The 23,303-nt window shown below is 58.5% G+C and carries 31 protein-coding genes and 1 pseudogene; 20 read left to right on the top strand and 12 right to left on the bottom strand.

Annotation, left to right across the window (positions count from 1 at the left end; translation table 11 throughout):
* Nucleotides 1-176 precede the first annotated feature (176 nt).
* The 4 genes and pseudogenes from JJB74_RS14655 (at nucleotide 177) to JJB74_RS34180 (ending at nucleotide 1,504) form a co-directional block, all read left to right on the top strand.
* Nucleotides 177-461: a hypothetical protein gene (locus JJB74_RS14655; protein WP_200592724.1), complete on the top strand. Its 285-nt coding sequence runs from the start codon at nucleotides 177-179 to the stop codon at nucleotides 459-461.
* Nucleotides 442-675 (top strand): annotated as a pseudogene (locus tag JJB74_RS14660) (transposase); the annotation flags it as partial. The gene JJB74_RS14655 and the pseudogene JJB74_RS14660, both read left to right, overlap by 20 nt.
* Nucleotides 676-692: 17 nt before the next feature.
* Nucleotides 693-1,373 (top strand): hybrid sensor histidine kinase/response regulator, encoded by a 681-nt coding sequence (locus tag JJB74_RS14665; protein ID WP_200592726.1) that lies wholly within the window; start codon nucleotides 693-695, stop codon nucleotides 1,371-1,373.
* Nucleotides 1,301-1,504, top strand: a complete 204-nt coding sequence (locus JJB74_RS34180; RefSeq protein ID WP_407672352.1) for a response regulator — start codon at nucleotides 1,301-1,303, stop codon at nucleotides 1,502-1,504. The genes JJB74_RS14665 and JJB74_RS34180 overlap by 73 nt, the downstream gene beginning before the upstream one ends.
* Before the next feature lie 14 nt (nucleotides 1,505-1,518).
* Here the strand turns inward: JJB74_RS34180 and JJB74_RS14675 are convergent, their stop codons facing one another.
* Together JJB74_RS14675 and JJB74_RS14680 are read right to left on the bottom strand one after the other, a co-directional pair.
* A complete protein-coding gene (locus JJB74_RS14675) occupies nucleotides 1,519-2,058 on the bottom strand; it encodes a cytochrome b (protein WP_200592730.1) in 540 nt (179 codons plus the stop codon).
* On the bottom strand, nucleotides 2,059-2,571 hold the full coding sequence (locus tag JJB74_RS14680) for a DUF4142 domain-containing protein (RefSeq protein ID WP_200592732.1): 513 nt from the start codon (nucleotides 2,569-2,571) through the stop codon (nucleotides 2,059-2,061).
* A 259-nt stretch (nucleotides 2,572-2,830) separates the two neighbouring features.
* On the opposite strand from JJB74_RS14680, the gene JJB74_RS14685 reads away from it, so the two are divergent.
* Nucleotides 2,831-3,526, top strand: coding sequence for a VIT1/CCC1 transporter family protein (locus JJB74_RS14685; RefSeq protein ID WP_200592734.1), 696 nt, complete (start codon nucleotides 2,831-2,833; stop codon nucleotides 3,524-3,526).
* Nucleotides 3,527-3,715: 189 nt separating this feature from the next.
* On the opposite strand, the gene JJB74_RS14690 is transcribed toward JJB74_RS14685, so the two are convergent.
* The gene (locus JJB74_RS14690; RefSeq protein ID WP_200592736.1) at nucleotides 3,716-4,285 is read right to left on the bottom strand and encodes a DUF4337 domain-containing protein; all 570 of its coding nucleotides are present in this window, start codon (nucleotides 4,283-4,285) and stop codon (nucleotides 3,716-3,718) included.
* A 390-nt stretch (nucleotides 4,286-4,675) separates the two neighbouring features.
* Here JJB74_RS14690 and JJB74_RS14695 point away from each other — a divergent pair, with 390 nt between their 5' ends.
* The 4 genes from JJB74_RS14695 (at nucleotide 4,676) to JJB74_RS14715 (ending at nucleotide 10,035) form a co-directional block, all read left to right on the top strand.
* Nucleotides 4,676-6,472, top strand: a complete 1,797-nt coding sequence (locus tag JJB74_RS14695; RefSeq protein ID WP_234484198.1) for an alkaline phosphatase family protein — start codon at nucleotides 4,676-4,678, stop codon at nucleotides 6,470-6,472.
* 687 nt (nucleotides 6,473-7,159) lie between these two features.
* A complete protein-coding gene (locus tag JJB74_RS14705) occupies nucleotides 7,160-8,914 on the top strand; it encodes a histidine kinase famiy protein (protein WP_200592740.1) in 1,755 nt (584 codons plus the stop codon).
* A gap of 6 nt (nucleotides 8,915-8,920) precedes the next feature.
* Nucleotides 8,921-9,346, top strand: a complete 426-nt coding sequence (locus tag JJB74_RS14710; RefSeq protein WP_200592742.1) for a response regulator — start codon at nucleotides 8,921-8,923, stop codon at nucleotides 9,344-9,346.
* 233 nt (nucleotides 9,347-9,579) lie between these two features.
* Entirely contained in the window at nucleotides 9,580-10,035 is a 456-nt protein-coding gene (locus tag JJB74_RS14715) for a response regulator (RefSeq protein WP_200592744.1), read from the top strand.
* Nucleotides 10,036-10,056: 21 nt separating this feature from the next.
* Here JJB74_RS14715 and JJB74_RS14720 read toward each other — a convergent pair whose 3' ends face one another.
* Both JJB74_RS14720 and JJB74_RS14725 read right to left on the bottom strand, forming a co-directional pair.
* Nucleotides 10,057-10,491 carry a response regulator gene (locus JJB74_RS14720; protein WP_200592746.1) on the bottom strand — a complete coding sequence of 145 codons (435 nt, stop codon included), beginning with the start codon at nucleotides 10,489-10,491 and terminating at the stop codon, nucleotides 10,057-10,059.
* A 238-nt stretch (nucleotides 10,492-10,729) separates the two neighbouring features.
* Entirely contained in the window at nucleotides 10,730-10,933 is a 204-nt protein-coding gene (locus JJB74_RS14725) for a YqaE/Pmp3 family membrane protein (protein ID WP_200592748.1), read from the bottom strand.
* A 234-nt stretch (nucleotides 10,934-11,167) separates the two neighbouring features.
* Between JJB74_RS14725 and JJB74_RS14730 the strand changes: the two genes are divergently transcribed.
* Nucleotides 11,168-11,371 (top strand): cold-shock protein, encoded by a 204-nt coding sequence (locus JJB74_RS14730; RefSeq protein WP_200592749.1) that lies wholly within the window; start codon nucleotides 11,168-11,170, stop codon nucleotides 11,369-11,371.
* Between the two features lie 91 nt (nucleotides 11,372-11,462).
* On the opposite strand, the gene JJB74_RS14735 is transcribed toward JJB74_RS14730, so the two are convergent.
* Nucleotides 11,463-11,708 (bottom strand): GlsB/YeaQ/YmgE family stress response membrane protein, encoded by a 246-nt coding sequence (locus JJB74_RS14735; protein ID WP_200592751.1) that lies wholly within the window; start codon nucleotides 11,706-11,708, stop codon nucleotides 11,463-11,465.
* 288 nt (nucleotides 11,709-11,996) lie between these two features.
* On the opposite strand from JJB74_RS14735, the gene JJB74_RS14740 reads away from it, so the two are divergent.
* Both JJB74_RS14740 and JJB74_RS14745 read left to right on the top strand, forming a co-directional pair.
* Complete coding sequence (locus tag JJB74_RS14740; protein WP_200592753.1) at nucleotides 11,997-13,022, top strand: IS5 family transposase; 1,026 nt, start codon at nucleotides 11,997-11,999, stop codon at nucleotides 13,020-13,022.
* Nucleotides 13,023-13,186: 164 nt separating this feature from the next.
* The gene (locus tag JJB74_RS14745) at nucleotides 13,187-13,732 is read left to right on the top strand and encodes a DUF1003 domain-containing protein (protein ID WP_200592755.1); all 546 of its coding nucleotides are present in this window, start codon (nucleotides 13,187-13,189) and stop codon (nucleotides 13,730-13,732) included.
* Between the two features lie 63 nt (nucleotides 13,733-13,795).
* Here JJB74_RS14745 and JJB74_RS14750 read toward each other — a convergent pair whose 3' ends face one another.
* Complete coding sequence (locus tag JJB74_RS14750) at nucleotides 13,796-15,829, bottom strand: Ig-like domain-containing protein (protein WP_200592757.1); 2,034 nt, start codon at nucleotides 15,827-15,829, stop codon at nucleotides 13,796-13,798.
* Nucleotides 15,830-16,719: 890 nt separating this feature from the next.
* Between JJB74_RS14750 and JJB74_RS14755 the strand changes: the two genes are divergently transcribed.
* On the top strand, nucleotides 16,720-17,088 hold the full coding sequence (locus JJB74_RS14755) for a hypothetical protein (protein WP_200592759.1): 369 nt from the start codon (nucleotides 16,720-16,722) through the stop codon (nucleotides 17,086-17,088).
* A gap of 37 nt (nucleotides 17,089-17,125) precedes the next feature.
* Here JJB74_RS14755 and JJB74_RS14760 read toward each other — a convergent pair whose 3' ends face one another.
* Both JJB74_RS14760 and JJB74_RS14765 read right to left on the bottom strand, forming a co-directional pair.
* The gene (locus tag JJB74_RS14760; RefSeq protein ID WP_325170129.1) at nucleotides 17,126-17,467 is read right to left on the bottom strand and encodes a hypothetical protein; all 342 of its coding nucleotides are present in this window, start codon (nucleotides 17,465-17,467) and stop codon (nucleotides 17,126-17,128) included.
* 102 nt (nucleotides 17,468-17,569) lie between these two features.
* Nucleotides 17,570-18,694 (bottom strand): hypothetical protein, encoded by a 1,125-nt coding sequence (locus JJB74_RS14765; RefSeq protein WP_200592761.1) that lies wholly within the window; start codon nucleotides 18,692-18,694, stop codon nucleotides 17,570-17,572.
* A 349-nt stretch (nucleotides 18,695-19,043) separates the two neighbouring features.
* Here JJB74_RS14765 and JJB74_RS14770 point away from each other — a divergent pair, with 349 nt between their 5' ends.
* The gene (locus JJB74_RS14770; RefSeq protein ID WP_200592762.1) at nucleotides 19,044-19,280 is read left to right on the top strand and encodes a hypothetical protein; all 237 of its coding nucleotides are present in this window, start codon (nucleotides 19,044-19,046) and stop codon (nucleotides 19,278-19,280) included.
* A gap of 82 nt (nucleotides 19,281-19,362) precedes the next feature.
* Here the strand turns inward: JJB74_RS14770 and JJB74_RS14775 are convergent, their stop codons facing one another.
* Nucleotides 19,363-19,674, bottom strand: coding sequence for a hypothetical protein (locus JJB74_RS14775; RefSeq protein WP_200592764.1), 312 nt, complete (start codon nucleotides 19,672-19,674; stop codon nucleotides 19,363-19,365).
* Nucleotides 19,675-20,083: 409 nt separating this feature from the next.
* On the opposite strand from JJB74_RS14775, the gene JJB74_RS14780 reads away from it, so the two are divergent.
* The gene (locus tag JJB74_RS14780; RefSeq protein ID WP_200592766.1) at nucleotides 20,084-20,221 is read left to right on the top strand and encodes a hypothetical protein; all 138 of its coding nucleotides are present in this window, start codon (nucleotides 20,084-20,086) and stop codon (nucleotides 20,219-20,221) included.
* Between the two features lie 113 nt (nucleotides 20,222-20,334).
* On the top strand, nucleotides 20,335-20,697 hold the full coding sequence (locus tag JJB74_RS14785) for a hypothetical protein (RefSeq protein WP_234484200.1): 363 nt from the start codon (nucleotides 20,335-20,337) through the stop codon (nucleotides 20,695-20,697).
* 10 nt (nucleotides 20,698-20,707) lie between these two features.
* Here the strand turns inward: JJB74_RS14785 and JJB74_RS14790 are convergent, their stop codons facing one another.
* Nucleotides 20,708-21,235, bottom strand: coding sequence for a C40 family peptidase (locus JJB74_RS14790; protein ID WP_325170130.1), 528 nt, complete (start codon nucleotides 21,233-21,235; stop codon nucleotides 20,708-20,710).
* Between the two features lie 33 nt (nucleotides 21,236-21,268).
* A complete protein-coding gene (locus tag JJB74_RS14795; protein ID WP_200592768.1) occupies nucleotides 21,269-21,571 on the bottom strand; it encodes a hypothetical protein in 303 nt (100 codons plus the stop codon).
* Here JJB74_RS14795 and JJB74_RS14800 point away from each other — a divergent pair.
* The 4 genes from JJB74_RS14800 to JJB74_RS14815 are packed head-to-tail and all read left to right on the top strand — an operon-like array spanning nucleotide 21,570 to nucleotide 23,299.
* Nucleotides 21,570-21,746, top strand: a complete 177-nt coding sequence (locus tag JJB74_RS14800; protein WP_200592770.1) for a hypothetical protein — start codon at nucleotides 21,570-21,572, stop codon at nucleotides 21,744-21,746. The genes JJB74_RS14795 and JJB74_RS14800 overlap by 2 nt on opposite strands.
* A 27-nt stretch (nucleotides 21,747-21,773) precedes the next feature.
* The gene (locus JJB74_RS14805) at nucleotides 21,774-21,974 is read left to right on the top strand and encodes a hypothetical protein (protein WP_200592772.1); all 201 of its coding nucleotides are present in this window, start codon (nucleotides 21,774-21,776) and stop codon (nucleotides 21,972-21,974) included.
* A gap of 18 nt (nucleotides 21,975-21,992) precedes the next feature.
* Entirely contained in the window at nucleotides 21,993-22,583 is a 591-nt protein-coding gene (locus JJB74_RS14810; RefSeq protein ID WP_200592774.1) for a hypothetical protein, read from the top strand.
* Nucleotides 22,580-23,299: an SDR family oxidoreductase gene (locus tag JJB74_RS14815; RefSeq protein WP_200592776.1), complete on the top strand. Its 720-nt coding sequence runs from the start codon at nucleotides 22,580-22,582 to the stop codon at nucleotides 23,297-23,299. The genes JJB74_RS14810 and JJB74_RS14815 overlap by 4 nt, the downstream gene beginning before the upstream one ends.
* Nucleotides 23,300-23,303: the final 4 nt, after the last annotated feature.

Consider the following 23,303-nt stretch of genomic DNA (forward strand, 5'->3'; position numbering starts at 1 on the left):
TGGAAAGAATGCTTCCCAAGGTCAATGCCGATCAGTATGACGTCTTGCATGATGGTCTCCTCGCTCAGAAAGTAAAACACCCACAAGGGTAACCGCTCGTAGGATGAAGGGTGACCATTTCATTACCTTCGCGAGTCTGGCAAGATGTGGGCGCCTCAAGCCTGACGTAAATCTTCATGATCAAGACCAGTCTGTTTGCCGACCAGGAGCGCGAAGCCAAGCTCAACCAGCTTGGGGATGCGCTACAGGTGATGGAGCAGCATGTCGACTTCGCCGCCCTTGCTGCGGAGGTTGACCTTGCGGCACCGCGCCCCAGCCGCGAGCGCGGTGGACGTCCGCCGTTCCCGACCGAACTGATGGTGCGCGTACTGTTGATCCAGCAGCTATTTGACCCTGCCCTGATTTCACGTACAGCAGGAAGTTTGTTAACTTTCTGGCTGTATGGAGGAATGCATGGGTGAGAAGTTGGTGCCGAAACGGCAGTACACGGAAGAATTCAAGACGGAAGCGGTCAGGCTGGCGCAGTCGGTCGGGCAGCACGAAACCGCCCGCCGGCTCGGCGTGCCGGTGGCGACACTGGGGAATTGGACGCGTCGTGAGCGTAATCTGGAAGCCACATCCGTAGATCGGGCCGCGGCATCATCGCCGGTGAAGCGCCCCGTGAGCGAGATGGACACCATGAGCTGAATGTCGTGGTGCCAGAGGAGCCGTTCTCGCTGTCCGCTGACCTAACTCGCATCGCCCAGGCCATCGGCAACCTGCTGAACAATGCTGCGAAATATACGCCCGAAGGGGGACGTATCGAGTTGACGCTGTACCGGGAGGGGGACGGCGCGGTGCTGCAGGTTACCGACAACGGCATCGGTATTCCAGCCGAAGCGCAGTCCACGGTGTTCGACATGTTTGCGCAGGTAAAGGCGAACATGAACTATGCCCACGGCGGTCTTGGCATCGGGCTGGCGCTGGTGCAGAGCCTCGTCTACATGCACGGTGGCAGGGTTGCGGTATCGAGCGCGGGAAGCGGGCAGGGAAGCACGTTCACCATTCGTCTGCCGCTGAACAAGACGGTGGAGAGTACAAGACGCGTAGGTAGCGAATCGCAGCCTGAGACCGCTGCGCCCTTTAACACGCGTTTGCGAGTGCTGATCGTGGATGACAACGAGGATGGCGCGATAAGCCTGGGAGCGCTGATCGAACTTGGCGGGCATGAAGTCCGGCTCGCGCATACCGGCCAGCAGGGGTTGGCGATGGTGAAGAATTCCGGCCCGATATCGTTTTCCTCGATATTGGCTTGCCGGATATGGACGGCTATGCGCTGGTCGGCAAAATCCGGCAGCTACCGCACGGCAAAAAGCTGCCAGTCGCAGCGCTGACAGGGTGGGGCGCGCAGGTTGACCGGATTAAAACGACGGAAGCCGGTTTCGACCACCATCTAGTCAAGCCGGCGCCCCTGCCGATGATCGAAAAGCTGCTGTCCGAGTTCGCACGCAAAAAGGCGACCTGAGAAGAGGGGCTGCTTTAGCGGCCCGGCAGCATGCGGCGCAGGATAGTGTCATGCCGGATGAAATGGTGATACAACGCCGCGGCCACATGCAGGCCAATCATTACCAGCAGCGCCCACATCATCCAGGCGTGCACATCGCCGGCCTGCAGCGCCCAACGCGCACGGGGCGCCGCAAGAGCGGGCAGGGGAATGATGCCGAACAGAGAAACGGGTAGCCGGTGCGCGGATGCCGACGCCCAACCGAGAAACGGGCCGACCAGCAAAATGAAATAGAACAGGCGGTGCGTGAGGTGGGCGAGGGTGTTTTCCCATGGTGGTGTGCCGGCCGCCTCGAGCGGCACCGGATGACTCAGGCGATGGACGAAGCGGATCGCCATGACGATCAGAATCAGCAGGCCAAAGGACAGATGTAGATTAATCAACGTTCCCGGGACCACGTTCGGTCCAATGTCCGGCATCGTCAAGGCGGTGATGAACTGGATGACGACAAGCGCCACAATCAGCCAGTGCAAGCGCCGAGCGGTATTGCTGTACGGAGAGGGAACGCGGTTCATCTATTTGCCGACCTTGCCGTGCAGGTCCTCGACCATCTTGTAATGCTCTGTGACCGTCGAGTGCGCGGCCGTGGCAAATTTTTTGAGGTCGGAGTCGGAGGTGTCCTTCATTTCCTTGGCCTGATCCTTGATGTCTTCTTTATGGTCTTTGGTTTCGTACTGTACATATTCGCGGTCGAAATCTTTACCAGTCATTTTGGAGAGCTTATCGGCTTCCCTTTTCTGCTTGTGGCTGGGTGCATCCGGTAGTTCCACGGTTTTTTTGCTGGCGATCTGTTTGAGTTCCGTTAGATCCTTGCTGTGATCGTCCACCATACGCTTACCAAAGGCTTTTACTCCAGGATCTTCTGCCTGCTTCTCGGCCATTTTTCCCATTTCGACTTCCGCCATCAGGCCTTCAGCGGTCTTTTTGAAGTACTCCTTGTCATGATGGCTAAGGTCCGCAGCCTGGGCGGCGAAGGCAGTCGTTGCGGCTAGGAGGAAACAGGTTGTGCAAAGGCGCAATGATTTCATCTTCAACTCCAAATTAATGATGTTTGAATATAGCTGCCTGCAAGAATCGCGGCTTATGCCGCCGCAAGCGATATGTCATATATAGAGAAATGTGTCTTCCTTTTTGCTATGTCGCCATTTGAACACTCGAATTTCAATACGATCGATTCCTATTTATATTTGCGTTTGAATTCACGAATAATTTTTTAAAACCTCGGCGAACTATTTCTGGTTTTCAAACCTAAACGTAGGTTCGCAATAGAGCTTTCAAAACTCCGAAATGAAAAAAGGTCACAACGAATCACATCGTATTGCAAACATTGGATGGTTACGTGCAGCGGTCCTTGGTGCAAATGACGGAATCATTTCCACGGCGAGTCTAATAATGGGCGTCGCAGCAGCGCATGCTTCGCATCAGAACCTGCTGCTTACCGGAGTGGCCGGCTTGGCCGCAGGCTCAATGTCAATGGCAACGGGCGAGTATGTGTCGGTATCGTCTCAATCAGATACGGAGAAGGCTGCGCTGGCAGAAGAACAGGCTGAGCTGGACAAAGATTTTGATGCCGAGCATCGGGAGCTGGCCGGCATTTACATGAGCCGAGGGCTGGATCGCCCGTTGGCCGGGCAGGTGGCGACCCGTCTGATGGAGCATGACGCGCTGGGTGCGCACGCGCGCGATGAATTAGGGATCTCGGAGATCACGACGGCGCGGCCGCTCCAGGCCGCCTTCGCGTCGGCCACGAGCTTTGCTGCAGGGGCTGCGCTTCCACTGGCAGTAACGGCATTCTCTCCGAGCGCGCACGTGCTGCCGGTGGTAAGCGGTTCGGCGTTGGCAGCGCTGTTCGGACTTGGTGCGCTTGCCGCGAAGACAGGTGGCGCACCGGTATTGCCGGGCGCGATGCGCATTACCTTTTGGAGCGCGCTGGCTATGGCTGTGACCGTGGCCGTTGGATCAATTTTCGGCGTGAGCGGCTGACAGTATCAAGACCTTCGCTCAGCAGGTTGTGCACGCCCACGGGGAACGCGCGCAGTTCAATCCTCCGCGGAGAACGACACGACATTTGAACTGCGCTCGCCGCGGCATCCCGGCGATGAACAGAATTGGGACACAGGGGCAGACGCCGGATGAAGGTGGCGTGCAATTTTGCGTGCAGCGATTTGCCGACTAACGCATCAGTCCGCTGACCGCAGTGGCCAGCCCGAGCAGAGCCGAGCCGACTGCACCGACCAGCAGCCAGCGCTTGCGCGTCAGCGCGGTAATCGAGGCCATCGCGATGGCGATCTGTACGAACACCATCGCCAGCGCCATCCGATGATGCGGGCGCAGAGTGGCCGCAGCTTCCGCGTCCAGCTGGCGAGCTTCGGCTTCCAGCTTCAGCGCCTCGCTGCGGACCTCTTCCTTTTCTGCGTCATAGCGTTTGGCATCCGCCAGAAAGGTCGCCTTCTTCCGCAGATCGTCGGTCTGAATCGCAGCCGAAGAGGACAAATACTCCCGCGTAGCCTTAGCCTGGTAATACGCCCATTGGCCGGAGGCTTGCGTCATCTTGGCGATGGCCGAGCTTTTCAGGACTTCGGCTTCCACACCGGTGTTGTTGCTCTGAAAGCTGAACACAGCGCCGATGGAAGAAAGGATCGCGGTGAGCAGGGCGATTCGTTGCGCCAGCCGGCTCTCTCTGGCCCGTTCTTCGACCAGTTCGTCATGCAGTCCTTTCACTTCCAAATCGGTTTCTTCCATGGCGGTGCCCGGTGGCGCTCATTAGCCAAAAGAGAACTCAGCATATCTGCCGTTCCAGCCCCGTGTCGTGGCGCAATTCCTCACCATTCGGTGCCCGGCAAATGAAGCCGCAAAAAGGATGAGCAGTGCTGTGGACGCGAAGCGGTAAGGTCGGCAATTTCTACTGTATCGCACAGGCGGAGAGACTTGCAAAAGGCGCCGCCTTTGCGCATGCGCAATTTCATATGAGTTACATCTGTCACGTCATGCGATGTAACAGTCGTGACATTTTCCCCTCTTAGTATCACGCCCGCAGCACGAATTGAACCCATTACTCGTGGCTGCACACCGGTGCTCGCTCATATAGAGCTGAGCGTGCAGTCACTTCCCCATTGATGCAAGAGGATACGCATGAAGCACAAGCGCATTTCCAAAGTCGTTCTGTCGTATGTCATCGGTACGACCGTCCTGTCCAGCACCGTCCCGCTCACTGTGCATGCGGCGCCAGCCACTTCGCCGGTTTCAGCGGCAACACCGATCGAGCATGTGATCGTCATCATCGGCGAGAACCATACCTTCGATAATCTTTTCGCGACCTACCAGGCCAAGCATGGCCAGCGAGTCTCCAACCTGCTGTCCAAGGGCATCATCAAGCCTGATGGCACGCCGGGCCCGATGTTCGGTAAATCGGCGCAACAGCAAGCCGACAACCGGCAGGTCTACAAGATCGATCCGACGCACACCGGCGCCTATGCGACGCTGCCGCAGCCGCAGACCACCTATGCCACCGGTTTGCCACCGGGCGTGCCGGATACCCGCTTCCCGGCGAATTTGCCGAACGGGCCATTCCAGATCACCCGCTATGTCAGCTATGACGCCCATACCGGTGATCCACAGCATCGCTTCTTCCAGATGTGGCAGCAATACGATGAAGGTCGCCTGGACCTGTTTCCATGGGTCGCGACAACCATCGGCACTGGCGGCCAGAATGCCGCGCCCGCGCCCACACCAGCCAACACCTTCCAGGGTGGGGAGTCCATGGGTTTCTACAACATGCAGAGCGGGGATGCGCCCATCTTCCGCTATCTCGCCGACCACTACGCGATCAGTGACAACTACCACCAGCCCATCATGGGTGGCACCGGCGCGAACTTCCTAGCGCTCGTAACCGGAGATCTGGCCTACCATAATCAGAATGGCCAGCCTGACACACCGCCGGCGAACCAGATCGAGAATCCGGACCCGCAGGGCGGCACCAACAACTTTTATCAGCAAGACGGCTATGCGGGCGGCTCCTACGTCAACTGTGCAGACCAGAACCAGCCCGGCGTGCCAGCCATTTCCCGTTACCTGTCCAGCCTGCCGTACCAGACCCATAACAACGGCAATTGCGCCGCCAATACCTACTACCTGGTCAACAACTACGGCCTCGGCTACAAGGCCGACGGTACGCCGCAGCCGCTGGGACCGACGCATTTCACCTTGCCGCCGCAGCACATCCCGACGATCGCGGATGCGCTCAGCACCAAGGGCGTGTCCTGGAAATGGTATAGCGGCGGTCGCAATGCGGATGGCACCACGAGCAGCGAGTATTGCGGCATCTGCGATCCGCTGACCGGCTTCACGTCGATCATGACCTCTTCGCTGAAGAACAACCTGGTTGGCATGGATGCGCTGGACCACGACATGGCCGATGAGAAGAGCATGCCTGCAGTCGCCTTTGTGCGTCCGCCGGAAAGCCAGGCCGGACATCCGGCCAATGCGACGGTACCGGACTATGAGAAGTTTGTTGCCTCGTTGATTGCCAAGGTGAAGAACAACCCGGAGCTGTGGAAGAAGACAGCGATTCTAGTGACGACGGATGAGGGCGGTGGCTACTATGACTCGGGCTATATCCAGCCGGTCGACTTCTTTGGCGATGGCACCCGCATCCCGCTGATGGTGGTCTCTCCGTATGCCAGAAAGGGATATGTCGACCACACTTATTACGATCATGTGTCGATCCTCAAATTCATCGAGGCGAACTGGGGACTGCAGCCGTTGTCCGCGCGCAGTCGTGACAACCTGCCCAATCCAATCATCGACACGCGTAACGATCCGTATGTACCGATGAACCGGCCAGCCATCGGCGACCTAATGAACATGTTCGACTTCCAGCACCACCGGAACGACAGGGATCAGGACGACATGCGTAGCAACGTACGGTAAAGCTGACTGCTACTTGCCTGAACATTGGCAGAGGGGCGAACCGCCATCGCAACGATGTGGTTCGCCCGTTTGGTTTTGAACGAGCGCTCCGCGCAGCCGAATCGCTAAGCGAATCGGACAGCATCTAGTCGGGCAGCACCGCCCCAACCACGGCGCCGGTGGCCTTCACGCCGGTCGACACCACGGCGCCTGTGACATCGACTGCAGCCCCGGCGACCGACCCTGCTAGTGACACAACGTCGCATCCCGACAGGAGGAAGGCAGACACTACGCCAGCGCAAAGCCATGACAGGCCAACAACACGCATAAACATTCCATTTGAAAAGGTTGATTATTCGCAATGCTAGCGCACTTTTTGCAGTAATTTTTCGGACGTTTCATCCATTAGCCAAGAAAATATTCGGACAAGGAGTCACTACCTATCGCTTCCGTCGTGCACGCGCGCAGAAATGGCGAAACAGTACATGGCGCCAGTCGCCGAGGAAGTTACGGCTGGCTATACTGCATGCTCAACATTTTGCGAGACACCCTGATTTGCGCGGAAAGGTTGACCTTGCAGGCGCGCGCCGGCGCGTAGAGGTAAGGGCCATGCGATCCGCCGAATCAGAGCGGTGCCAATTCCCCGGCGAACATGCATAGCGCTGGCCTTGCCACGCTATGCACCTATTTATTTTGCCGAGGATATCGATGGCGACTGGCAGCAACAATGATGGCAACGGGCCTGACGGCCTTGATCAGCAGGGCGGGGGGCAGAGTTTCGGTCGACCAGCAGACGGACAACTCGAAACCGGAACCAGCGTCCCGCTCGGGAATCCGGGCATAAGGCATTGGCAGGCGGGGTACATTTCGAAGCCGGGACTGCAAGACCGCAGCAATGTGTTTTTCGCCGCTGTCGAAATGACGCGCATGCCGATGCTCGTCACCGATCCGAACCAGCGCGACAACCCCATCGTCTTCGTCAACCGCGCCTTTCTCGACCTGACCGGTTATTCGGAAGATCAGGTGTTGGGCCGCAATTGCCGATTTTTGCAGGGCGAGGAAACGGATCGCGGCACGGTGTCGGAACTGCGCAATGCCATCCGTGAAAATCGGGCCGTGGCTGTCGATATTCTGAACTACAAGGCAGACGGCACACCGTTCTGGAATGCACTGTTCATCGGCCCGATCTTTGACCAGGAAGGGCAGATCCTGTATTTCTTCGCCTCGCAGCTGGACATCACGCGCCGGCGCCTCTCGGAACAATCGTATCTGCAGGCGCAGAAGATGGAAGCCATCGGGCAGCTTACCGCAGGCCTTGCGCACGACTTCAACAACCTGCTGCAGATCGTTGCCGGCAACCTTGAGATGGCACGGCACACCATCCATGATCCGGTTTCGGCGGATGAATCGATCGCATTAGCGCAGCAGGCCGTTGAGCGGGCAGGGCGGCTCACGCAGCAGCTGCTGACGTTCGCCCGTAAGCAGCACCTCGATCCAAAGCGAGCAAACCTGAATGCGCTTGTTGTCGAGTTCAGCGAGATCCTCGTGCGCACGCTCGGCAAGAAGGTCACGCTGAAGCTTGACCTGAAGCCGGGATTGCCGTCCTGCGTGATCGACTCGACGCATTTCGAGATGGCGCTGCTGAATGTGCTGATCAATGCCCGCGACGCCATGCCCGACGGAGGAACCGTCGTCGTAGAGACCAGCCTCCTGGAGGATGCCGAGCGCATGGAGATGCACCGCCTGCCGCCAGGACGGTACGTCGTGCTGTGCGTGACCGATGAAGGGCGCGGCATGTCTCGTGATGTGGCGCGGCGTGCCACCGAACCATTCTTCACCACAAAAGGTCCGGGCACAGGCCTGGGGCTGGCCATGGTCCATGGCTTCGTACAGCAATCCAACGGCCGCCTCGAAATCGATAGTGAGGTGGGGAAGGGCACGACGATCCGCATGATCTTCCCGGTCGCAGGCGCGTCTCCCATCGAGATCATGGCCGAGCGCCGGCAAGAGGGGGGCGTTACAGCCCGATCGGGCTGGTCGCCGAAGGCGATTCTGGAGCGGCGTACGATCCTGGTCGGTGACGACAGCGAGGACGTGCTGAAGCTGACGTCGGACTTTTTACAGCGGCAGGACTATCGGGTACTGTCAGCGAGAAGCGCAGAGGAAGCGCTGGAATTGGTCGATCGCTATGGCGCGGTCGACATGCTCTTTACCGACGTCATCATGCCAGGCGGGATGAATGGCTTGCAGCTGGTCGAGCGCCTGCGCGAACGCTGGCCGGGCTTGCCGGTCCTGCTGGCCACCGGCTACATCGAAGAGGTACCCACCAAGGACAAGACGAATGCCTCGATCCCGATCCTGACGAAGCCCTACAGCCAGGCGCAACTGATCGAGCACCTGCGCGCGGTCTTGGCGAGCCCTGCGCAAGAGAACATGGCAAGCACGTTTCGACACGAGGGATAAGCGTCAATGAAGCACATCCTGGTTGTTGATGACGAAGTCGCGATTACGTACGTGTTCCGGCGCTATTTCGAGCACTGCGGTTATCGGGTGTCCACTGCGGATAATGGTGACAGCGCATGGAGCTCGTTCCAGCGCGATCCGGCCGATGCGGTGTTGACGGATCAAACCATGCCGGGCCTGAGCGGCGTGGAATTGACCAAGCATATCCATGCGAAGGATGCGACGATTCCAGTCATCCTTTTTTCGGCCTATGTGCGCGATATCGTGAACCCCGGCGGCAATACGGTCATGCTGGAGAAACCAGCTTCCATGACCATCATCCTTGGCCTGATCAAGGAAAGGTTGAATCGCGCATCAGCGGCTCAGTCCTCCGGCCACGGGGATGCTCGAGATTGCGCTTGCTGTTTCACAGAAGGAAAGCCGCGGCAGTGAGCGAGCGCACTACCCGGTCCAGAAGGGTTGGATTTGAAGCGCCACCGTCAGGTGATATTTCCGAGCCGAAATAAGGCCAGGAAATTCCTGAATGGGAATAAACGGTTTGCACCGTTTTTGCAACGGTTATGGCGATCCCGATCTGATCGGAAGGCGAATTTTCAAGTATCGTTCGCTGTTGGCGGTCGCGACAGCGGATCGCTGCTTCCCCCGCGCCATTTGCCCTGCCTCTCATGAAAACAGAAGTCCCTTACGCTGCTTCGAGTACGGCGTTCCAGTCTGCCCAATCGCCTCAGATGGCTGGAACTGAGCGAAGCGTCCGTAAAGTTCTGCTTATCGACGACAATGCCGATGCTGCTGACATGCTGGCTTGCGTTTTCGAAGCCAAGGGATACACCGTCATCACGACCTATGATGGAGAAAGCGGTATCGCTTCTGCAGCGAGCTTCCTGCCTGACGTGATTCTTCTCGATATCGGCATGCCCGGCATGAATGGTTTCGACGTCGTGCGTACACTACGTAAAACGCAGCACTGCGGCGGCACATTGATCGTGGCGCACTCCGGCTATGGCCTGGAAACCGACAAACAGCGCGCCCGCGAGGCCGGCTTCGATGCGCACTTCACGAAGCCCCTGGCGTTCGAAGAATTCCAAGTGCTGATGCGCTCACATTTCGGTCTTGCCCCTTAGGCAAAATGCGCGGTAGAGCGTCTACCGCCGGGGACTTTCTGTCGCGTCACCCGCCCCTGGGTTCAATACTTTGTCGACTGCTGGCGTGAATTCGCTCATGGCTAACGGCTTGACCAGATATTTCGAAATGCCGAGAAGGGTGCTGCGATAGATGTCTTCCTCGGTGCGGGATGCGCTCAGGATAAATACCGGGATGTCGAACAGCGCTGGGGCGCTGCGGATGTACTTAAGCACCTCGAAGCCATCGACGTCGGGCAGCTTCAAGTCCAGGACGATCAGCGCAGGATTCCCTGTTTGCCTGCCCGTATAACGGCCGGCGCACGCAAGGTAATCCAAGGCTTCCTTGCCGTCTGATACGACATGGAGATCCATGGTGAATCCACAGTGGATAAGCCGCCGCTGCGTGACATAAGCGGCAGTTTCATCGTCTTCGATAAGCAGTAGATGGTGTGGCATATCAGATGCCGCGAATCATGGGAAGGAGACTCTTACAGGCGGCCCCGCATCATAAACGTAATCGAAGGCAAATGGACCATTTATGCCCAGCGGCAAATGAAAACACTTGGCAATTGATCAATAAAATAAGAAAGCTGCCACGCGAGACTTCCCAAAATTTCCTGTGTGAAAATTACCTATAACCTCTATTATGTAAAATATGGTATGTGCGCCTAGAATACCGATAATACACTAAGCCCTATCGGTCGCGCATTGCGGCAGCGATCTTGCGGTCGGTATCCTTCGCAGCCTGATACCGAGCGAGTGCATAGATCGCCCAAATGGTCGCCGGCAGCCAGCCAATCAAGGTGATTTGCAGCAGCAGGCAGATCACACCGGCAATCGGGCGCCCGATCGTGAAAAACGTGAGCCACGGTAGGAATAAGGCGATGAGAAAGCGCATAGGTAGACCTAACCCCGGATACCGCGAGGTGCCGGCCGCGGCAATCCGCCGCGCATCATCGAAGCGGTTTCCTTTTTGAAACTGCTTCGGGTTTTGGCTAGTCTACGGAACGTCTGGGCAGATGCAACCCATGCCCGCGTGAAGCTCATCAATTCATTTGACAATCTTTGCACCGAGCGCATTAAAATGGCGGTGGCAGTTTTGCCAATCGATTAATTTTTGTAGAGACGCGTTATGGCTACGGGCACAGTAAAGTGGTTCAATGATTCCAAGGGCTTCGGCTTCATCTCACCGGATGGCGGCGGTGAAGATTTGTTTGCCCATTTCTCGGCAATCCAGGGCAACGGCTTCAAGTCGCTGCAGGAAGGTCAGAAAGTGTCCTTCGATGTGACCCAAGGCCCCAAGGGCAAACAAGCTTCGAATATCAAGCCACAGTAACAGGCTGAAGTATTGGGCAGGGTGCGCGAGTCGATTCTCGTGCGCACCCTGCCCTTTGGCTAAATGCGCGGCGTTGATGCCGCGTTTCGCACTAAGTGCGTCGGATCAGGCGCATCAACACAACGAGCACAACCGCGCCGATCGTTGCGACTACGATGGTACCGAGCGTGCCGCCGCCAGCAGAAACGCCAAGCGCGTTGAATAGGTATCCACCGACAAACGAGCCGAGGATACCGAGGATGATATCGCCCAGGATGCCGAAGCCGACGCCGCCGGCGAGCATGCCGGCCAGCCAGCCGGCGATCAGACCTACGATAAGCAACCACAGAAAATTCATAACCCCTCCTCTCTTTGATTAGCTGCGCTGCACAGGCAACGCAGCCGAAACGGATGCGGCGCTGCTGCTTGCCTAACCCGTCTCTCAGTGCATGCAGATTAGCGCAGCAGGTCTAGCTCGACAGTCGGAAAACCTCCCAACTGCGCGTCAGATAAATGCCAATTCGCCAACAGAGGGAATTTGTGCCTTCAGGAATTGCCAAACCTTGATCCACACATGCTTGGGCACCTCGAAAAACTTTCGCGAGTCTGGCAAGATGTGGGCGCCTCAAGCCTGAAGTAAATCCTCATGATCAAGACCAGTCTGTTTGCCGACCAGGAGCGCGAAGCCAAGCTCAACCAGCTTGGGGATGCGCTGCAGGTGATGGAGCAGCATGTCGACTTTGCCGCCCTTGCTGCAGAGGTTGACCTTGCGGCACCGCGCCCCAGCCGCGAGCGCGGCGGACGTCCGCCATTCCCGACCGAATTGATGGTGCGCGTACTGTTGATCCAGCAGCTATTCAACTTGAGCGATGAACAGATGGAATTCCAGCTGCTCGACCGTTTGAGTTTTCAGCGTTTCGTCGGGTTACGTGCCAGCAGCCAGATCCCGGACCGGACAACGATCTGGAATTTCAAGGAGCGCTTGATCCAGGCCGGTGCCAGCGAGAGCGTGTTCGATGCCGTCAATCGCCAGCTGTCCCGGCACGGCTACATTGCGCGTGGCGGCCAGATGATCGACGCGAGCATCGTGCAGGCGCCCAAGCAATCGCTGAGCAAGGAAGAGAAAGCCATCGTCAGTGAAGGCGCGATGCCGGCTGACTGGAAGCCGGCCAAACGGCGCCAGAAGGACGTGGAGGCGCGCTGGACCAAGAAGCACGGCAAGTCCTACTTCGGCTACAAGGTGTCAGTCAACGCCGACAAGCGCTACAAGCTGGTGCGCAAGCTCAAGGTGAGCACGGCAAGCGAACACGACACCCTGCATTTCGAAGACGTGCTCGATTGCGCCAACACGAACCGGGACATCCTGGCCGACAAGGGGTATGTCGATGGCGAGCGCGAAGCGCGACTGCGCCAACAGGGCTGGCGGCTGCACATCCAGCGCAAAGGCAGCAAGGACAAGCCGATCTCTGCGGCCCAGCAGCGGCGCAATCATCGCATTGCCAAGACGCGTGCGCGCATCGAGCACGTGTTCGCGGGCTTGGCACAGATGGGCGGCAAGACGCTGCGCTCCATTGGCCTGGCACGGGCAAGGTTGCACCTGACCTGGAAGGTCGCTGCTTACAACTTGCAGCGTCTCGTCTATCTGAAGGAGGCCGGGGTCGAGGCATTCTGACGCCCGAGATCCGTCCGGATCGCCGAAAACGAGCAGCACAACCTGAAAAAGAGGTCGGGAAACGACGACGCTCACGCATTGTTGAGCACATTCAGATGCTTGGCTCGCTGATGACGGCGAAATCACGTGTTATTCGAGGTGCCCGCTTGTGCTGAGGTGTCCCTATGGTGAACAGACAAAACAGCCGGCTCGGTAAGGCGCTCGATTCGGTCAATGAGAACTTGAATAAGGTCGGGCGGCTGACTGACCGTGAGGAACGCCGGGCGACGCCGCTGCAACGAAGTATCGAAAGGGTCTGCCTGCTATTCGGCCACCCGCTTTACTTTGCGACGTTCGTGGTGGCCTGTATCTGCTGGGTATCAGTTGATATGCTGATTCACCACTTCCGGCACGTCTATTTCGATGAACCGCCCTTCTTCTGGCTGCAAGGGATCATCACCTGCAACGGGGTGCTAATCACGATGGCGGTGTTGATCCGGCAGAACCGGCTCGCGCAGATCGAGGAAAAGCGCGGGCATCTGGAGCTGCAGGTCAACCTGCTCGCGGAACAGAAGGCAGCGAAGATCATTCAGCTGCTTGAGGAGCTGCGCGCGGATCTGCCGAATATCAAACAGCGGCATGATCCCGATGCGAACAGGATGCAAGAGTCACCCGATCCAGAATCGATTATCGAGGCATTAGAAGAGCGCGATGCCGGGCGACGCGGGTAAGAGCCGGTCGAAAAAAAACGTGATACCGAGCGCGATCGGCATCACGTCTTTGGCATCGCGCCCTTAATTATAGGAAAAGACGCTGCTCTTACGGAGGGTACTCGGCGTGCGATAGTCCAGACGTATCGCGCGCGTGTTCGAATCGGACAGCGCCGGCAGATCGGGCGTCGGCACCGTAACGCTCTGCGCACCAAGCGGCACCGCCACGCCGCCGGCCAGGCTGCCGTAGATGTCCAGCGACACGGCAGCACCGGTGACAATATCGGCCGACATGCCGTAGTTCCAGTCCACCGGGATGCTGCTTGGCGAGCCGGAATACTCGCCGCCCGTGGTCAGCGCCGCGCTGGTGTTGCTGCCCATATCGACCCAGCCGAGGTCTGCGGCGTCGGTTGCGGCCGGCACGCCTTCGATCATCAGCACCGACACCGTCGCATCAGCGGCACCGGTGTTGGAGCCGTAGAAAAGCTCGACCTGGTAGTGTTGGCCGTCGGTGAACTGGCTTACATCGAAGCCGCTGCCCTGCGGTATCCAACCAAAGGCGCCCGGGCTGGTCGTTGCCGCGGTTGTGGCTGCGGCGCCGGTCAAGCCCATCGTGCGCGCCAGCCACATCTCCGAGCAGTTCGTCGCGTAGCCGCCGCAGGCCGCACCAGAAGTCGTGCTGCCAGTGATGTTGAACAGGTCCATGTTGCCCGGTCCATACACGTTGCGGCTCAGGACGATGCCGGCCGCCGGCAAGCCGGGACCCTTGACGCGCGCCATGTTCAACATGTCGCCGTTCGCATTCACACTTCCCGGGCCGCCCGCGTTGATGGCGAACTGCACACCGGACTGGAACGAGCTGAAATTGTCGGTGTTGTTCGGATTGGTCTGCACGAACTGGCGCACCAGGTCATGAACCGTGATATCGACGCTTCCCTGGTTACCGACAAGCCACCAGTTCACGGGATGATCCGGAGTGGCGCTGTTCGGCACATAGCGCGCCGTAGTCACGATGTCGCCCATGTTCCCCTGCTTGTCGACATAGTTGAAGTCGAGGATTGCCTCATCCTTGCCGGACAGGCTTTTTGCGGCCGGGATGAAGGAGAGGATCTGGGGCATGGCGATCTGCACCCCGGTCAGGTCATTGCTGGTGCCCACGGCATAGAAGAACTGTCCCGCGCTGTAACCATTGTCGCGGAACGCCGGCGCACCGTTCGCATTGCTGCCGTTCGAGAACAAGTTCTGACATGCGGCGGCCATGCCGGTGATCGTCGGGCCGCCCGAAGATGCAGGGACCGACGTGTCGGTGCCCAGCACACGCGAGGATACCGGCAACGTGAAGCAGGCGTTCATCAACTGGCCTTCGATTGGCAACGCCTTGGAGAGATCGACCATGACCGAGAACGAGTCGGCGATCGACTGGCTCACGATGGAGGTGCTCCCCAACGGAACCGTCGACGTAGTGCCGACGCTGCCGATGGCAATCTGTCCTTGGGCATCATGCGTAATGCGCAGCAGATCCAGAATCGTGTCCGCGCCATTACCGGCAACGCCGTTCATCGATGGCATGATCTGCGAGGTGAACGGGTTGTAGCCGGTCGGCATTTGCAGCGTCGACAGCATCGGCCCGAGCTGCGCAACGACCTTGTCGGTCATGCTGGCAAGCGCAGTTGGGTCGATCGTTCCCTTGCTGACAAAGTCCTGCGGGCTGCCGTCGCCGGTGACCGAGAGCACGATTGCCGTGGTCAGCGGCGTCACATTCACCGTCCCGGTCAGGCCGCTTTCCGGGGTCTTGATGACCACCGAGGTCATCGGAGAATTTTTGCCAGTCGGGTCGGTGGCGATTACGTAGAACGGTGCCTGCTCGCCTTCCTTCAGCGTGCAGGAAAAGCTGCCATCCGCAGCCGACGTGATATTGGTCTCCACGCACGCGGAGGCGCCGTTGTGGTCGGTGATCGTGACGATAGCGCCTGCAAGCGCGGCGCCCGTGGCGACCGTACCGACCAGGACAGCCGGCGCTTTCACGGCAGTCGTCGGCGTAGACGATCCGCCGCCGCCGCCGCATCCGGCAAGGACGGCCGCAATAAGCGCGGCCGTAGCGATGAGCTTCGTTTTCATGGATTTCAGCATCCCTCAATGCACTTCAATCGGTGTCCCAAACAGTGAGGCCGTTTGGCATGTTGACATTAAGCAATGCATTATGATCCGCGAAAATTCATCCTGGCAAGCAAATGCAGGCGCGGTTTTATCCATTTTCGATAAACGGAAGTCCGAGGTGAACCAATCGGTTTACGATCCCTATGCGCGGGCGTGGCCCATATCGCATCGTTTATCCCCATTACGAATAAGCCGGTTTTATTCGTATTACGGATAAAGTGCGTGTGTTCCCTATGCCGGCGCTACCAAGCGATGACCTGAGACGCCGGCGATAGACAGGGGTCGGTGAGGAGTGTTGTGGTGCGGAAATGACGTTGTTGAAGATTTCCCCTTTTCCGCGAGAAATAAATTATCCAAAAAGGAGAATTTGTGTATGATTGACCTGTCTCCTCCAGTCCCCTAAGGAATGGATTTCGTCCCGCTCCACCGGCAACGGTGCGAGCGGGTTTTTTTTAAGCTCTTCGCCGATTTAAGTGTCAGCATCGATACATGCCGCACACACCGCCGACACATCTGGGCGTGATACTTCTATTTCCTGAAGGCGACGACACCGGTTCAGATAGACCGGCTCCGCTTGCCCGAGGGTATCGCATGAATTGCAATCTCCCTCCCAGAATGTCATGGACTGACTTCTGATTTCTAGCCCGCCCCATGGCGGGCTTTTTTTCCCTGCACTCTGATGAAATTACTTGCTCCCCGAGGGTGCCGGAGTAGCGTCTTCAGCATGACGGCATACGCGGGGCTTGGAGGACAGACCTTCTCGGCCGTTTCAAGCACCTGATTCAGTGTGACGTCAGGGGAGATAAGGAAAATGAGCCGCTGCGATTAAATTGCGCCTGTCTATGCGCCCGATGAAACCCAGCTTTTTCCTCGAGTTCGAGTTCCTGTCCCTCGTCGTCGTGTCGTTCGTACTGCCGATGGCCATCCTGATCGGCTTGTCATTGACCCGGCGGATCGCCCGGATATCAGTTTTACTATTCGGGGTGCTGCTAATTGTCCTGTCAGGTATCGATTTCGTTCTGTTGCAGAAAATCGCCGCATCAGCTTCCCACACGCGCGAGTTGCTACGAGATCCTGTCTTGGGTCCGGCGCTATCGGTCGCGGTCTACATCCTGCCAGTCGTGTTTGCGGGCATCGGCACCAACATCGTCTCGCACGTCGTCATTGAACACCTCACCAGAGCAGAGAAGGAGTTCGATCGCAAAGGCGTCGACTCCTGATCTGAAAGGAATGGATGTCTAAGACGTGCGCTGGCGATCAGCGGCCATGCCAGTGATGTCGGCGCCAACCGTAACCATACGGCGCTTGCACATACACTGGTGCCGGTTGCATATAGACCGGCTGGGGAGAATACACCACCGCCGGCGGTGCATAGACCGGAGTGGGCTGTACATAGACAGGCGCAGGCTGATACACCGGGGCTGGCTGCACATAAACCGGCGCCGGCTGTACGTACACCGGAGCAGGTTGATAAATCGGCGCCGCGCCCGGCAGTCCCACGCCAATGGATACGTCGACATGGCCAGCCGACGCCGGCAAGGTCGTCAACATCAGGACCGTCGCGATGGCCCCTGCCCAAACACCAAAATTCCGCTTCACGCCAATCTCCTTAATCTGAGTGCGTATTAGACGCCGATTTGGTGTGCTGCGCGAACCCATTTCATCGGCCGGGGCGATCCTGTTGCCGTCCATCCTCAGCGATCAGGGGCGACCAACCTGCCGAATCAACCGGCGTGCCGCCGCCTGGGCCACCAGCTGCGTGGCGCGCTCCGGATCCGGGTCCTTATTCGCCACAATCATGCGAACCTCGCCGTTCACGAGGTCGTCCAGCCGCAAGTTACCAATGTAGCCGTGCAGCGCATCGATGGCTTCCTGTTTTGCCATCGTGATGGCCGGTGGATCTTCGCCCTCTTCCCAGCTCTTGAATTGGGCCGGCTTCATGTTGATGGCGACCGTGTGAAGCTCGGGGAACCGCGCAGCGAGATCGGCCAGTGCGGCTTTGAGGCATTGCGCGCCAAGCCCGCGCTCGGAATCAAGCGCACGCTCCCACAGCCATACGAATGCCAGGTCCGACCCGACGATGAGCTCAGGTGTGTCACCGTGCTGCGCGAGCATCGCATCGACCTGAAGCACGTCGACGTCCGATACGGCGTCGGACGCGCATATCAGGTCGTCCACCGTGCCCAGAGGGCAGCCGCTGGCATCACGCTCGAAGGCGTACAGCATGCCGTAGGCGATGGCATCCGGACGGTCCGAGGCAGCATCGATGCGCAATTCCGCGCACCACTCGTAGGCGGCCACGGTATCGGCCTCGTGCTGGAAACAGCGGGTGATGGAATTGACGACGGTGCCCGACGGCATTGCAATCGGCGCGGCCGACAAGGGAATGCCGTCGCCGATCTTGGCATCCGGCCACCACGCCAGATAGCCCTGCGCGTTCGGCTGCGTCATGAAGAACGAGCGCAACGTGCGCGAGCACCATGCCTGTTCGAGTTCCGCCATCAGGACATGGTCTATCTGCTGACGGACCGCAGCCTGGTCAAGCTGCTGGCGCAGTTCTTCCAACGACAACGGCGCACCGGTATAGGCCGCGACTGCGTGGCCGACCAAGTCCTCTTCGGAACAGACCAGGAACATCTCCTCGATCACGGTGCGCACGCGGTTGCGGCAGAACTGCGCAAAGATGACCGCGCCAAGCGTCATCGTGCGGCCGTCCTTCTGCACGTACGGCATGGTCATGAACTGGCGAAGGGTGATGTCAACATTCGTCAGTGGCGGCAGGCGCAGGCCTTCCCGATTCGTCGGTTGTGCCGCGACACGGATCACGTCCTGGAGAAACGATAGCATCGACCCGTACACCACGCGGTCGATAGGAGCGTCGGGATACTGGCTTTCGAAATCGTCGAAGGAAAGGTAGCTGGCGTAGATGGTCCGAATCTTGTGAAGCACAACAGGCGAGATCATCGTGGACCCTTTCTCAAGCGCTTGCGTCGGGAGGTGCCGCAGGTCCGGCGGTTTTTCCTAGAGTAGCGTTATCCGGAGGAAAAAGGAAAGCGAATCGACGTGTGTCATGCGCGGACCGTCACACAGACGGCTGGCGGGAATCGGGGCGTTGTCGAGCAGAGGACTTAGAAACAGCGAGGCGGGATGCGAAGACGCGTGCCGGTGCCGCCCCATGGAGGACGTACCGGCAGCGAGGCGGCGACGTTTAGCGGACGTGGCGCGCGTGGTGGTGGTGATGGTGGTGATGATGGCGATGGTGCACCACGTGAACGCGCTCGGCCTTCACAACCGGCTCGGCGGCGTAAGCCGGGGCCTGTGCAAACGCGGCTGCGGCAACAAGGATGCCTGCAATGGCGGTAAGCAGCTTTTTCATGATGATTCCCTTTCGAGTTCGATTGGACAGCTTTGAACGACAGCTAATTGAACGCACTCATCGGCTTCCCGGCGCCGAATGACCGCAGCGGCGAGCCGCGGCCTTGGCGCTGGAATGCTTACTTCTTCGCGGCGTCGGCTTCAGCCTTCTTTTCCTGCTTCTCGGCCGCAGCGATTTTCTTTTCAGCCTTCGCATGTGCCTTGGCATGGGTCTTTTCGTTTTTGGCATCTGCCTTGGCGTCGGTGGCCTTTTCGTCAGCCTTGGCCTTTGCAACCTTTTCGTTCGCTTTGGCGTCAGCCTTCGCTACCTTTGCATCGGCCTTGGCTTCCGCCTTGGTGTCTGCACTCGCAGCGGCAGTAGTAGCGGGCGCCTGGGCAAATGCGGCTCCGGCAAACAGGGTGGCGGCAACAGCGGCGATCAGTTTGTTCATGGCATTGACTCCTTCTGGCTATGTGGTGCGTTGCGTATTGCAACTGCCCTCAAAAACGAGTCACCTGCGTAGGGAGTTGACCCCTGTTGTGTAAAGAAAAGTAACGCAAAAATGCCGTACATCGCGATTGCATAGGAGCAACACGTATGCCGCTATTGTGTTGACGCAATGAACTTCGCACGCGTTAAATGCTGTCAGTGCGACGTAATATTGCACTGCAATAATGTGATGCGGGTGACGGTCGGACCGACCTGCATTCACCCATCCGATTGCTACACCAGGTGCGCAGCCATTCTTCCGGCGCTTAAAGCACCTGCCCTTCGTTTGACCTTACCCTGTGAATCCTCGCCCAGCTTCGCGCTCTCGGTTTACGCCCAAGAATATCGGTATGTAGATCGCCGACATCGCAATGGAAATCTCCTTTGCGTTCACGGTGATCGTGATGGGAATTGGTTATGGCTGCGGCTGGCAGCAAGGGCCGCTATTGGCTTACACCACGCTGCTTAACGCTGAATTCGAACTCGGGCTGACCGGAACGGCCTTCTAGGAACGGTCACGACATTGATTCCTGTCCTATCAATGCGGGGCGTGTGCAGCCCGGAACTCCCGCATTCGGGTGGCGTCCCAAGAATTGCAGTTTCTGCAATCTCTTTCGAACGAATGGAACGCATCATGCCAGCCGGAGCAAGCAGGAAGCGGGGGTCCGAATTCAAGGAACTGGAAAGCCGTTTCAAGAAGGAACACCGCTACAAGGGCCGTGAAGACGAAGTCGCGGCGCGCATCGTGAACAAGCAGCGGGCCCAGTACGGCGAGACGATCGCTGAAAAGCAGCAGGAGAAGGCCGGCAAGTCTCCTGACCGTGGGCTGCCGATGTCTGGATATGAACACATGACAATTTCGGAAGTGGCGTCGCACTTCGGCGAGCTGGACAAACGCGGCATACGCAAGATCCGCGACTACGAAAGCAAGCACAAGAACCGCAAGGGACTCATTGAGCGCATCGACCGATATCTGGACCGGTAGGCAGCTACGCTTAGTTCAACAGCGTCCTCGCCATTTCGAAGTGGCGAGACCAATAGCGGTTGGTCAGTTTTTCCACGCGCACCCTTCCCCGTGAATTAGGTGAATGGACAAACTCGCCGCGCCCCAAGTAAATGCCGACATGCGAAAACGGACGGCCGAGCGTGTTGAAAAACACCAGGTCGCCCGATCTCAGGTCAGTGACAGCCACTTCACGTCCTTCGCGCGCCATCGATGCCGCATTTCCCTCTAGCGATATGCCAGCCGCTTCCCGAAAGGTATAGCTGACCAGACCCGAGCAATCGAATCCGCTTTCTGGATTTTTGCCGCCGAACTCGTAACCAGTCTGCAGCAGCATCAACGCGTAGAACGCAACTTCACGCGCGGCGGGCGAGGCGTCCTGTTCATTGCGAAAGGTGTCGGCAGTGATGCGGGCTGGCGCCGCATGTGGCGCATACGGCGCATGGGGTGTGGTGCCGCACCCGGCCAGTACAAGAAGGAACAAGAAGGCAGCGAGAGAAGATTTCATGCAGGCGCACACAAAGATGGTGGCGGCATTGTAGTGCCTGGCCGCCTACTTGCGACGCGCCTTAGCTGCGTCCGACACGGAGCGGATAAAGCCGCCAAGGCCAATTGCCAGTATCAAGCCGGCGACGGAAAAGAAAACCGGGCGGCCCAACTCCGGGTCATGCGGACTGACCGCATGGTGGACTTGCCGCCGCATACTCAGCGCAGACGGTTGGATGCTTGGGGCATCAATCGCAGTGATGATGGCTTCCGGATCCATGCCGGGTTGAAGCGCGCCGGCCTGCTCGCCTGCCACAGACGGTTCCGTGGCAAGGAGCAGAACAGCGGCAATGAGCGGGATGATGCGCATGAGTTCAGAAGTGCTGTGGGCAACTATCGCCAACCAGTATGCGCCACTATTTATCCAAAAAGCCGGAGTGTGGAAAAAATCAGAAGATAAGTCGCGAAAAGCAAGAATCGTAGATAAGAAAAAGCGGTTTCCGTGCGACAATCAATTGTTGACATACATAAATGTGCCGGTGTAGCACCCGACAGAACGATTATTTTCCAATATGACAATCAATTTTCGTGATTTCGGCCGCCTTTCCGTGTCGCACTCTCAACCGTTCTCTCAGTCGCCTGCGCACGCGCACCTGGCCGACATGAATGACTGGATCAAGGCCAACAACATCAACGTTCTCAACTGCGAAACCCTGGTCTCGAATATCAAGGACCGGCACGCCGAGGCGATCCGGGTCTGGTACCGGGAATAGCGACAGGGAGAAATGTCCATGAATTCACTGCGAAGCGGTATTCCCCGCTCGACGCTCATTCTGGCGAACGAGCCAGTCGAAAAGACGGTGCGGATTGCGGCCGGCGCGCTGCTCGAGGGTATACAAAGCGCTTGCCAGCGCGTCGTCTCAATGGATGGCAGCGGTGTGTCGGTCGCATCGACGGACACCGCCTATGTTCTGGACGGGCGCACGTTCACGATCCATGCGTACGACGGCCCGTATCGGTTCTGGTGCGGTACGAACAATCCGCGGCTGTTCTGGATCTGCCATATGCAGCGCGTGGACGTCGAGAAGGCGCGCGAGGCATTCCGCTTCTGCTTCGGCGGCGCGGAAAAGGCAGGATGGAACGTCAATTACGAACCACTGAGCGACGGCAGCGGAGGCGTGTCGATCTGGGCCACATGCATTACTGACCGTGAGCGCCCGCTGTGCGCTGAAGTCAGCGACTTGAACGGAGCCGCGTCGATCGCCATGACCGCCGAGGGCGTGTACTGGGCGACCGACATCGCGATGATGGTTCAAAGCTGGATTCGCACTTCGCAGCGCCATGGCTTTTCGTGCCACCCGGGGATGCCTGCGCCGCTATGAAGACGGTTTTGATTACCGGCGGGGCCCGTCGGCTCGGCCGCGCACTGGTGGAGCATTTTGCGCAGCAAGGCTGGCAGGTCCTATTCACCTGCCAGTGGTCGTTCGAAGAGGGCACGGCGCTGGCGGAGTCACTTGGCGCGCACGTGCACTGTCTGCGCACCGCCGTTTCCTCGCAGCGCAGTGCCAGCATGATCGCAGGATGGGCGCAGGGCTATACCGCGGAACTCGATCTGCTGATATGCAACGCTTCTACCTTCATGAAAACCTCCGTGGAGAGCGTCACGCCTGACGAATTCGGCGATCTGCTCGAATCCAATCTCCTCGGCCCGTTTTTCCTGATACAGCAGTGCCTTTCGCTGTTGCGTGCTGCGCAGGGTAGCGTCGTCAATATTGCCGACGCACAGGCGACCGGCGGTGTTGCCGAGTTCGCGCCGTATGTGGCGACCAAGGCCGGCCTGATTTCGATTACGAAGACGCTCGCCATCGAGCTTGCCCCACAGGTGAGGATCAATGCCGTGCTGCCGGGGACGCTTCCGTGGCCGGAAAATCCAAGCATTTACAGCCATGCGGCGAAGGAGAAGACCTTGGCTGAAATACCGATGGCCACAGCCGGCTCGTGGCATGCGGTCGTGCAGGCAGTCAGCTACCTGGACGCGGCAAAGTACGTCACGGGTATCTGCATGCCTGTCGACGGCGGCAGGTCGGCGCGGTTCTAGCAGC

The sequence above is a fragment of the Noviherbaspirillum pedocola genome, from assembly GCF_016632335.1.
GTDB lineage: Bacteria > Pseudomonadota > Gammaproteobacteria > Burkholderiales > Burkholderiaceae_D > Noviherbaspirillum_A > Noviherbaspirillum_A pedocola.

Excerpts from the sequence above, each read along its gene's own strand:
- JJB74_RS14780 (WP_200592766.1), top strand. The coding sequence starts at position 20,084 with ATGGAAATCTCCTTTGCGTTCACGGTGATCGTGATGGGAATTGGTTAT.
- JJB74_RS14715 (WP_200592744.1), top strand. The coding sequence starts at position 9,580 with ATGAAAACAGAAGTCCCTTACGCTGCTTCGAGTACGGCGTTCCAGTCT.
- JJB74_RS14685 (WP_200592734.1), top strand. The coding sequence starts at position 2,831 with ATGAAAAAAGGTCACAACGAATCACATCGTATTGCAAACATTGGATGG.
- JJB74_RS14725 (WP_200592748.1), bottom strand. The coding sequence starts at position 10,933 with ATGCGCTTTCTCATCGCCTTATTCCTACCGTGGCTCACGTTTTTCACG.
- JJB74_RS14815 (WP_200592776.1), top strand. The coding sequence starts at position 22,580 with ATGAAGACGGTTTTGATTACCGGCGGGGCCCGTCGGCTCGGCCGCGCA.
- JJB74_RS14785 (WP_234484200.1), top strand. The coding sequence starts at position 20,335 with ATGGAACGCATCATGCCAGCCGGAGCAAGCAGGAAGCGGGGGTCCGAA.
- JJB74_RS14655 (WP_200592724.1), top strand. The coding sequence starts at position 177 with ATGATCAAGACCAGTCTGTTTGCCGACCAGGAGCGCGAAGCCAAGCTC.
- JJB74_RS34180 (WP_407672352.1), top strand. The coding sequence starts at position 1,301 with ATGGACGGCTATGCGCTGGTCGGCAAAATCCGGCAGCTACCGCACGGC.
- JJB74_RS14770 (WP_200592762.1), top strand. The coding sequence starts at position 19,044 with ATGGAGGACGTACCGGCAGCGAGGCGGCGACGTTTAGCGGACGTGGCG.
- JJB74_RS14775 (WP_200592764.1), bottom strand. The coding sequence starts at position 19,674 with ATGAACAAACTGATCGCCGCTGTTGCCGCCACCCTGTTTGCCGGAGCC.
- JJB74_RS14690 (WP_200592736.1), bottom strand. The coding sequence starts at position 4,285 with ATGGAAGAAACCGATTTGGAAGTGAAAGGACTGCATGACGAACTGGTC.
- JJB74_RS14755 (WP_200592759.1), top strand. The coding sequence starts at position 16,720 with ATGAAACCCAGCTTTTTCCTCGAGTTCGAGTTCCTGTCCCTCGTCGTC.
- JJB74_RS14750 (WP_200592757.1), bottom strand. The coding sequence starts at position 15,829 with ATGAAAACGAAGCTCATCGCTACGGCCGCGCTTATTGCGGCCGTCCTT.
- JJB74_RS14805 (WP_200592772.1), top strand. The coding sequence starts at position 21,774 with ATGACAATCAATTTTCGTGATTTCGGCCGCCTTTCCGTGTCGCACTCT.
- JJB74_RS14680 (WP_200592732.1), bottom strand. The coding sequence starts at position 2,571 with ATGAAATCATTGCGCCTTTGCACAACCTGTTTCCTCCTAGCCGCAACG.
- JJB74_RS14795 (WP_200592768.1), bottom strand. The coding sequence starts at position 21,571 with ATGCGCATCATCCCGCTCATTGCCGCTGTTCTGCTCCTTGCCACGGAA.
- JJB74_RS14730 (WP_200592749.1), top strand. The coding sequence starts at position 11,168 with ATGGCTACGGGCACAGTAAAGTGGTTCAATGATTCCAAGGGCTTCGGC.
- JJB74_RS14800 (WP_200592770.1), top strand. The coding sequence starts at position 21,570 with ATGAGTTCAGAAGTGCTGTGGGCAACTATCGCCAACCAGTATGCGCCA.
- JJB74_RS14735 (WP_200592751.1), bottom strand. The coding sequence starts at position 11,708 with ATGAATTTTCTGTGGTTGCTTATCGTAGGTCTGATCGCCGGCTGGCTG.
- JJB74_RS14695 (WP_234484198.1), top strand. The coding sequence starts at position 4,676 with ATGAAGCACAAGCGCATTTCCAAAGTCGTTCTGTCGTATGTCATCGGT.
- JJB74_RS14720 (WP_200592746.1), bottom strand. The coding sequence starts at position 10,491 with ATGCCACACCATCTACTGCTTATCGAAGACGATGAAACTGCCGCTTAT.
- JJB74_RS14710 (WP_200592742.1), top strand. The coding sequence starts at position 8,921 with ATGAAGCACATCCTGGTTGTTGATGACGAAGTCGCGATTACGTACGTG.
- JJB74_RS14810 (WP_200592774.1), top strand. The coding sequence starts at position 21,993 with ATGAATTCACTGCGAAGCGGTATTCCCCGCTCGACGCTCATTCTGGCG.
- JJB74_RS14705 (WP_200592740.1), top strand. The coding sequence starts at position 7,160 with ATGGCGACTGGCAGCAACAATGATGGCAACGGGCCTGACGGCCTTGAT.
- JJB74_RS14740 (WP_200592753.1), top strand. The coding sequence starts at position 11,997 with ATGATCAAGACCAGTCTGTTTGCCGACCAGGAGCGCGAAGCCAAGCTC.
- JJB74_RS14675 (WP_200592730.1), bottom strand. The coding sequence starts at position 2,058 with ATGAACCGCGTTCCCTCTCCGTACAGCAATACCGCTCGGCGCTTGCAC.
- JJB74_RS14745 (WP_200592755.1), top strand. The coding sequence starts at position 13,187 with ATGGTGAACAGACAAAACAGCCGGCTCGGTAAGGCGCTCGATTCGGTC.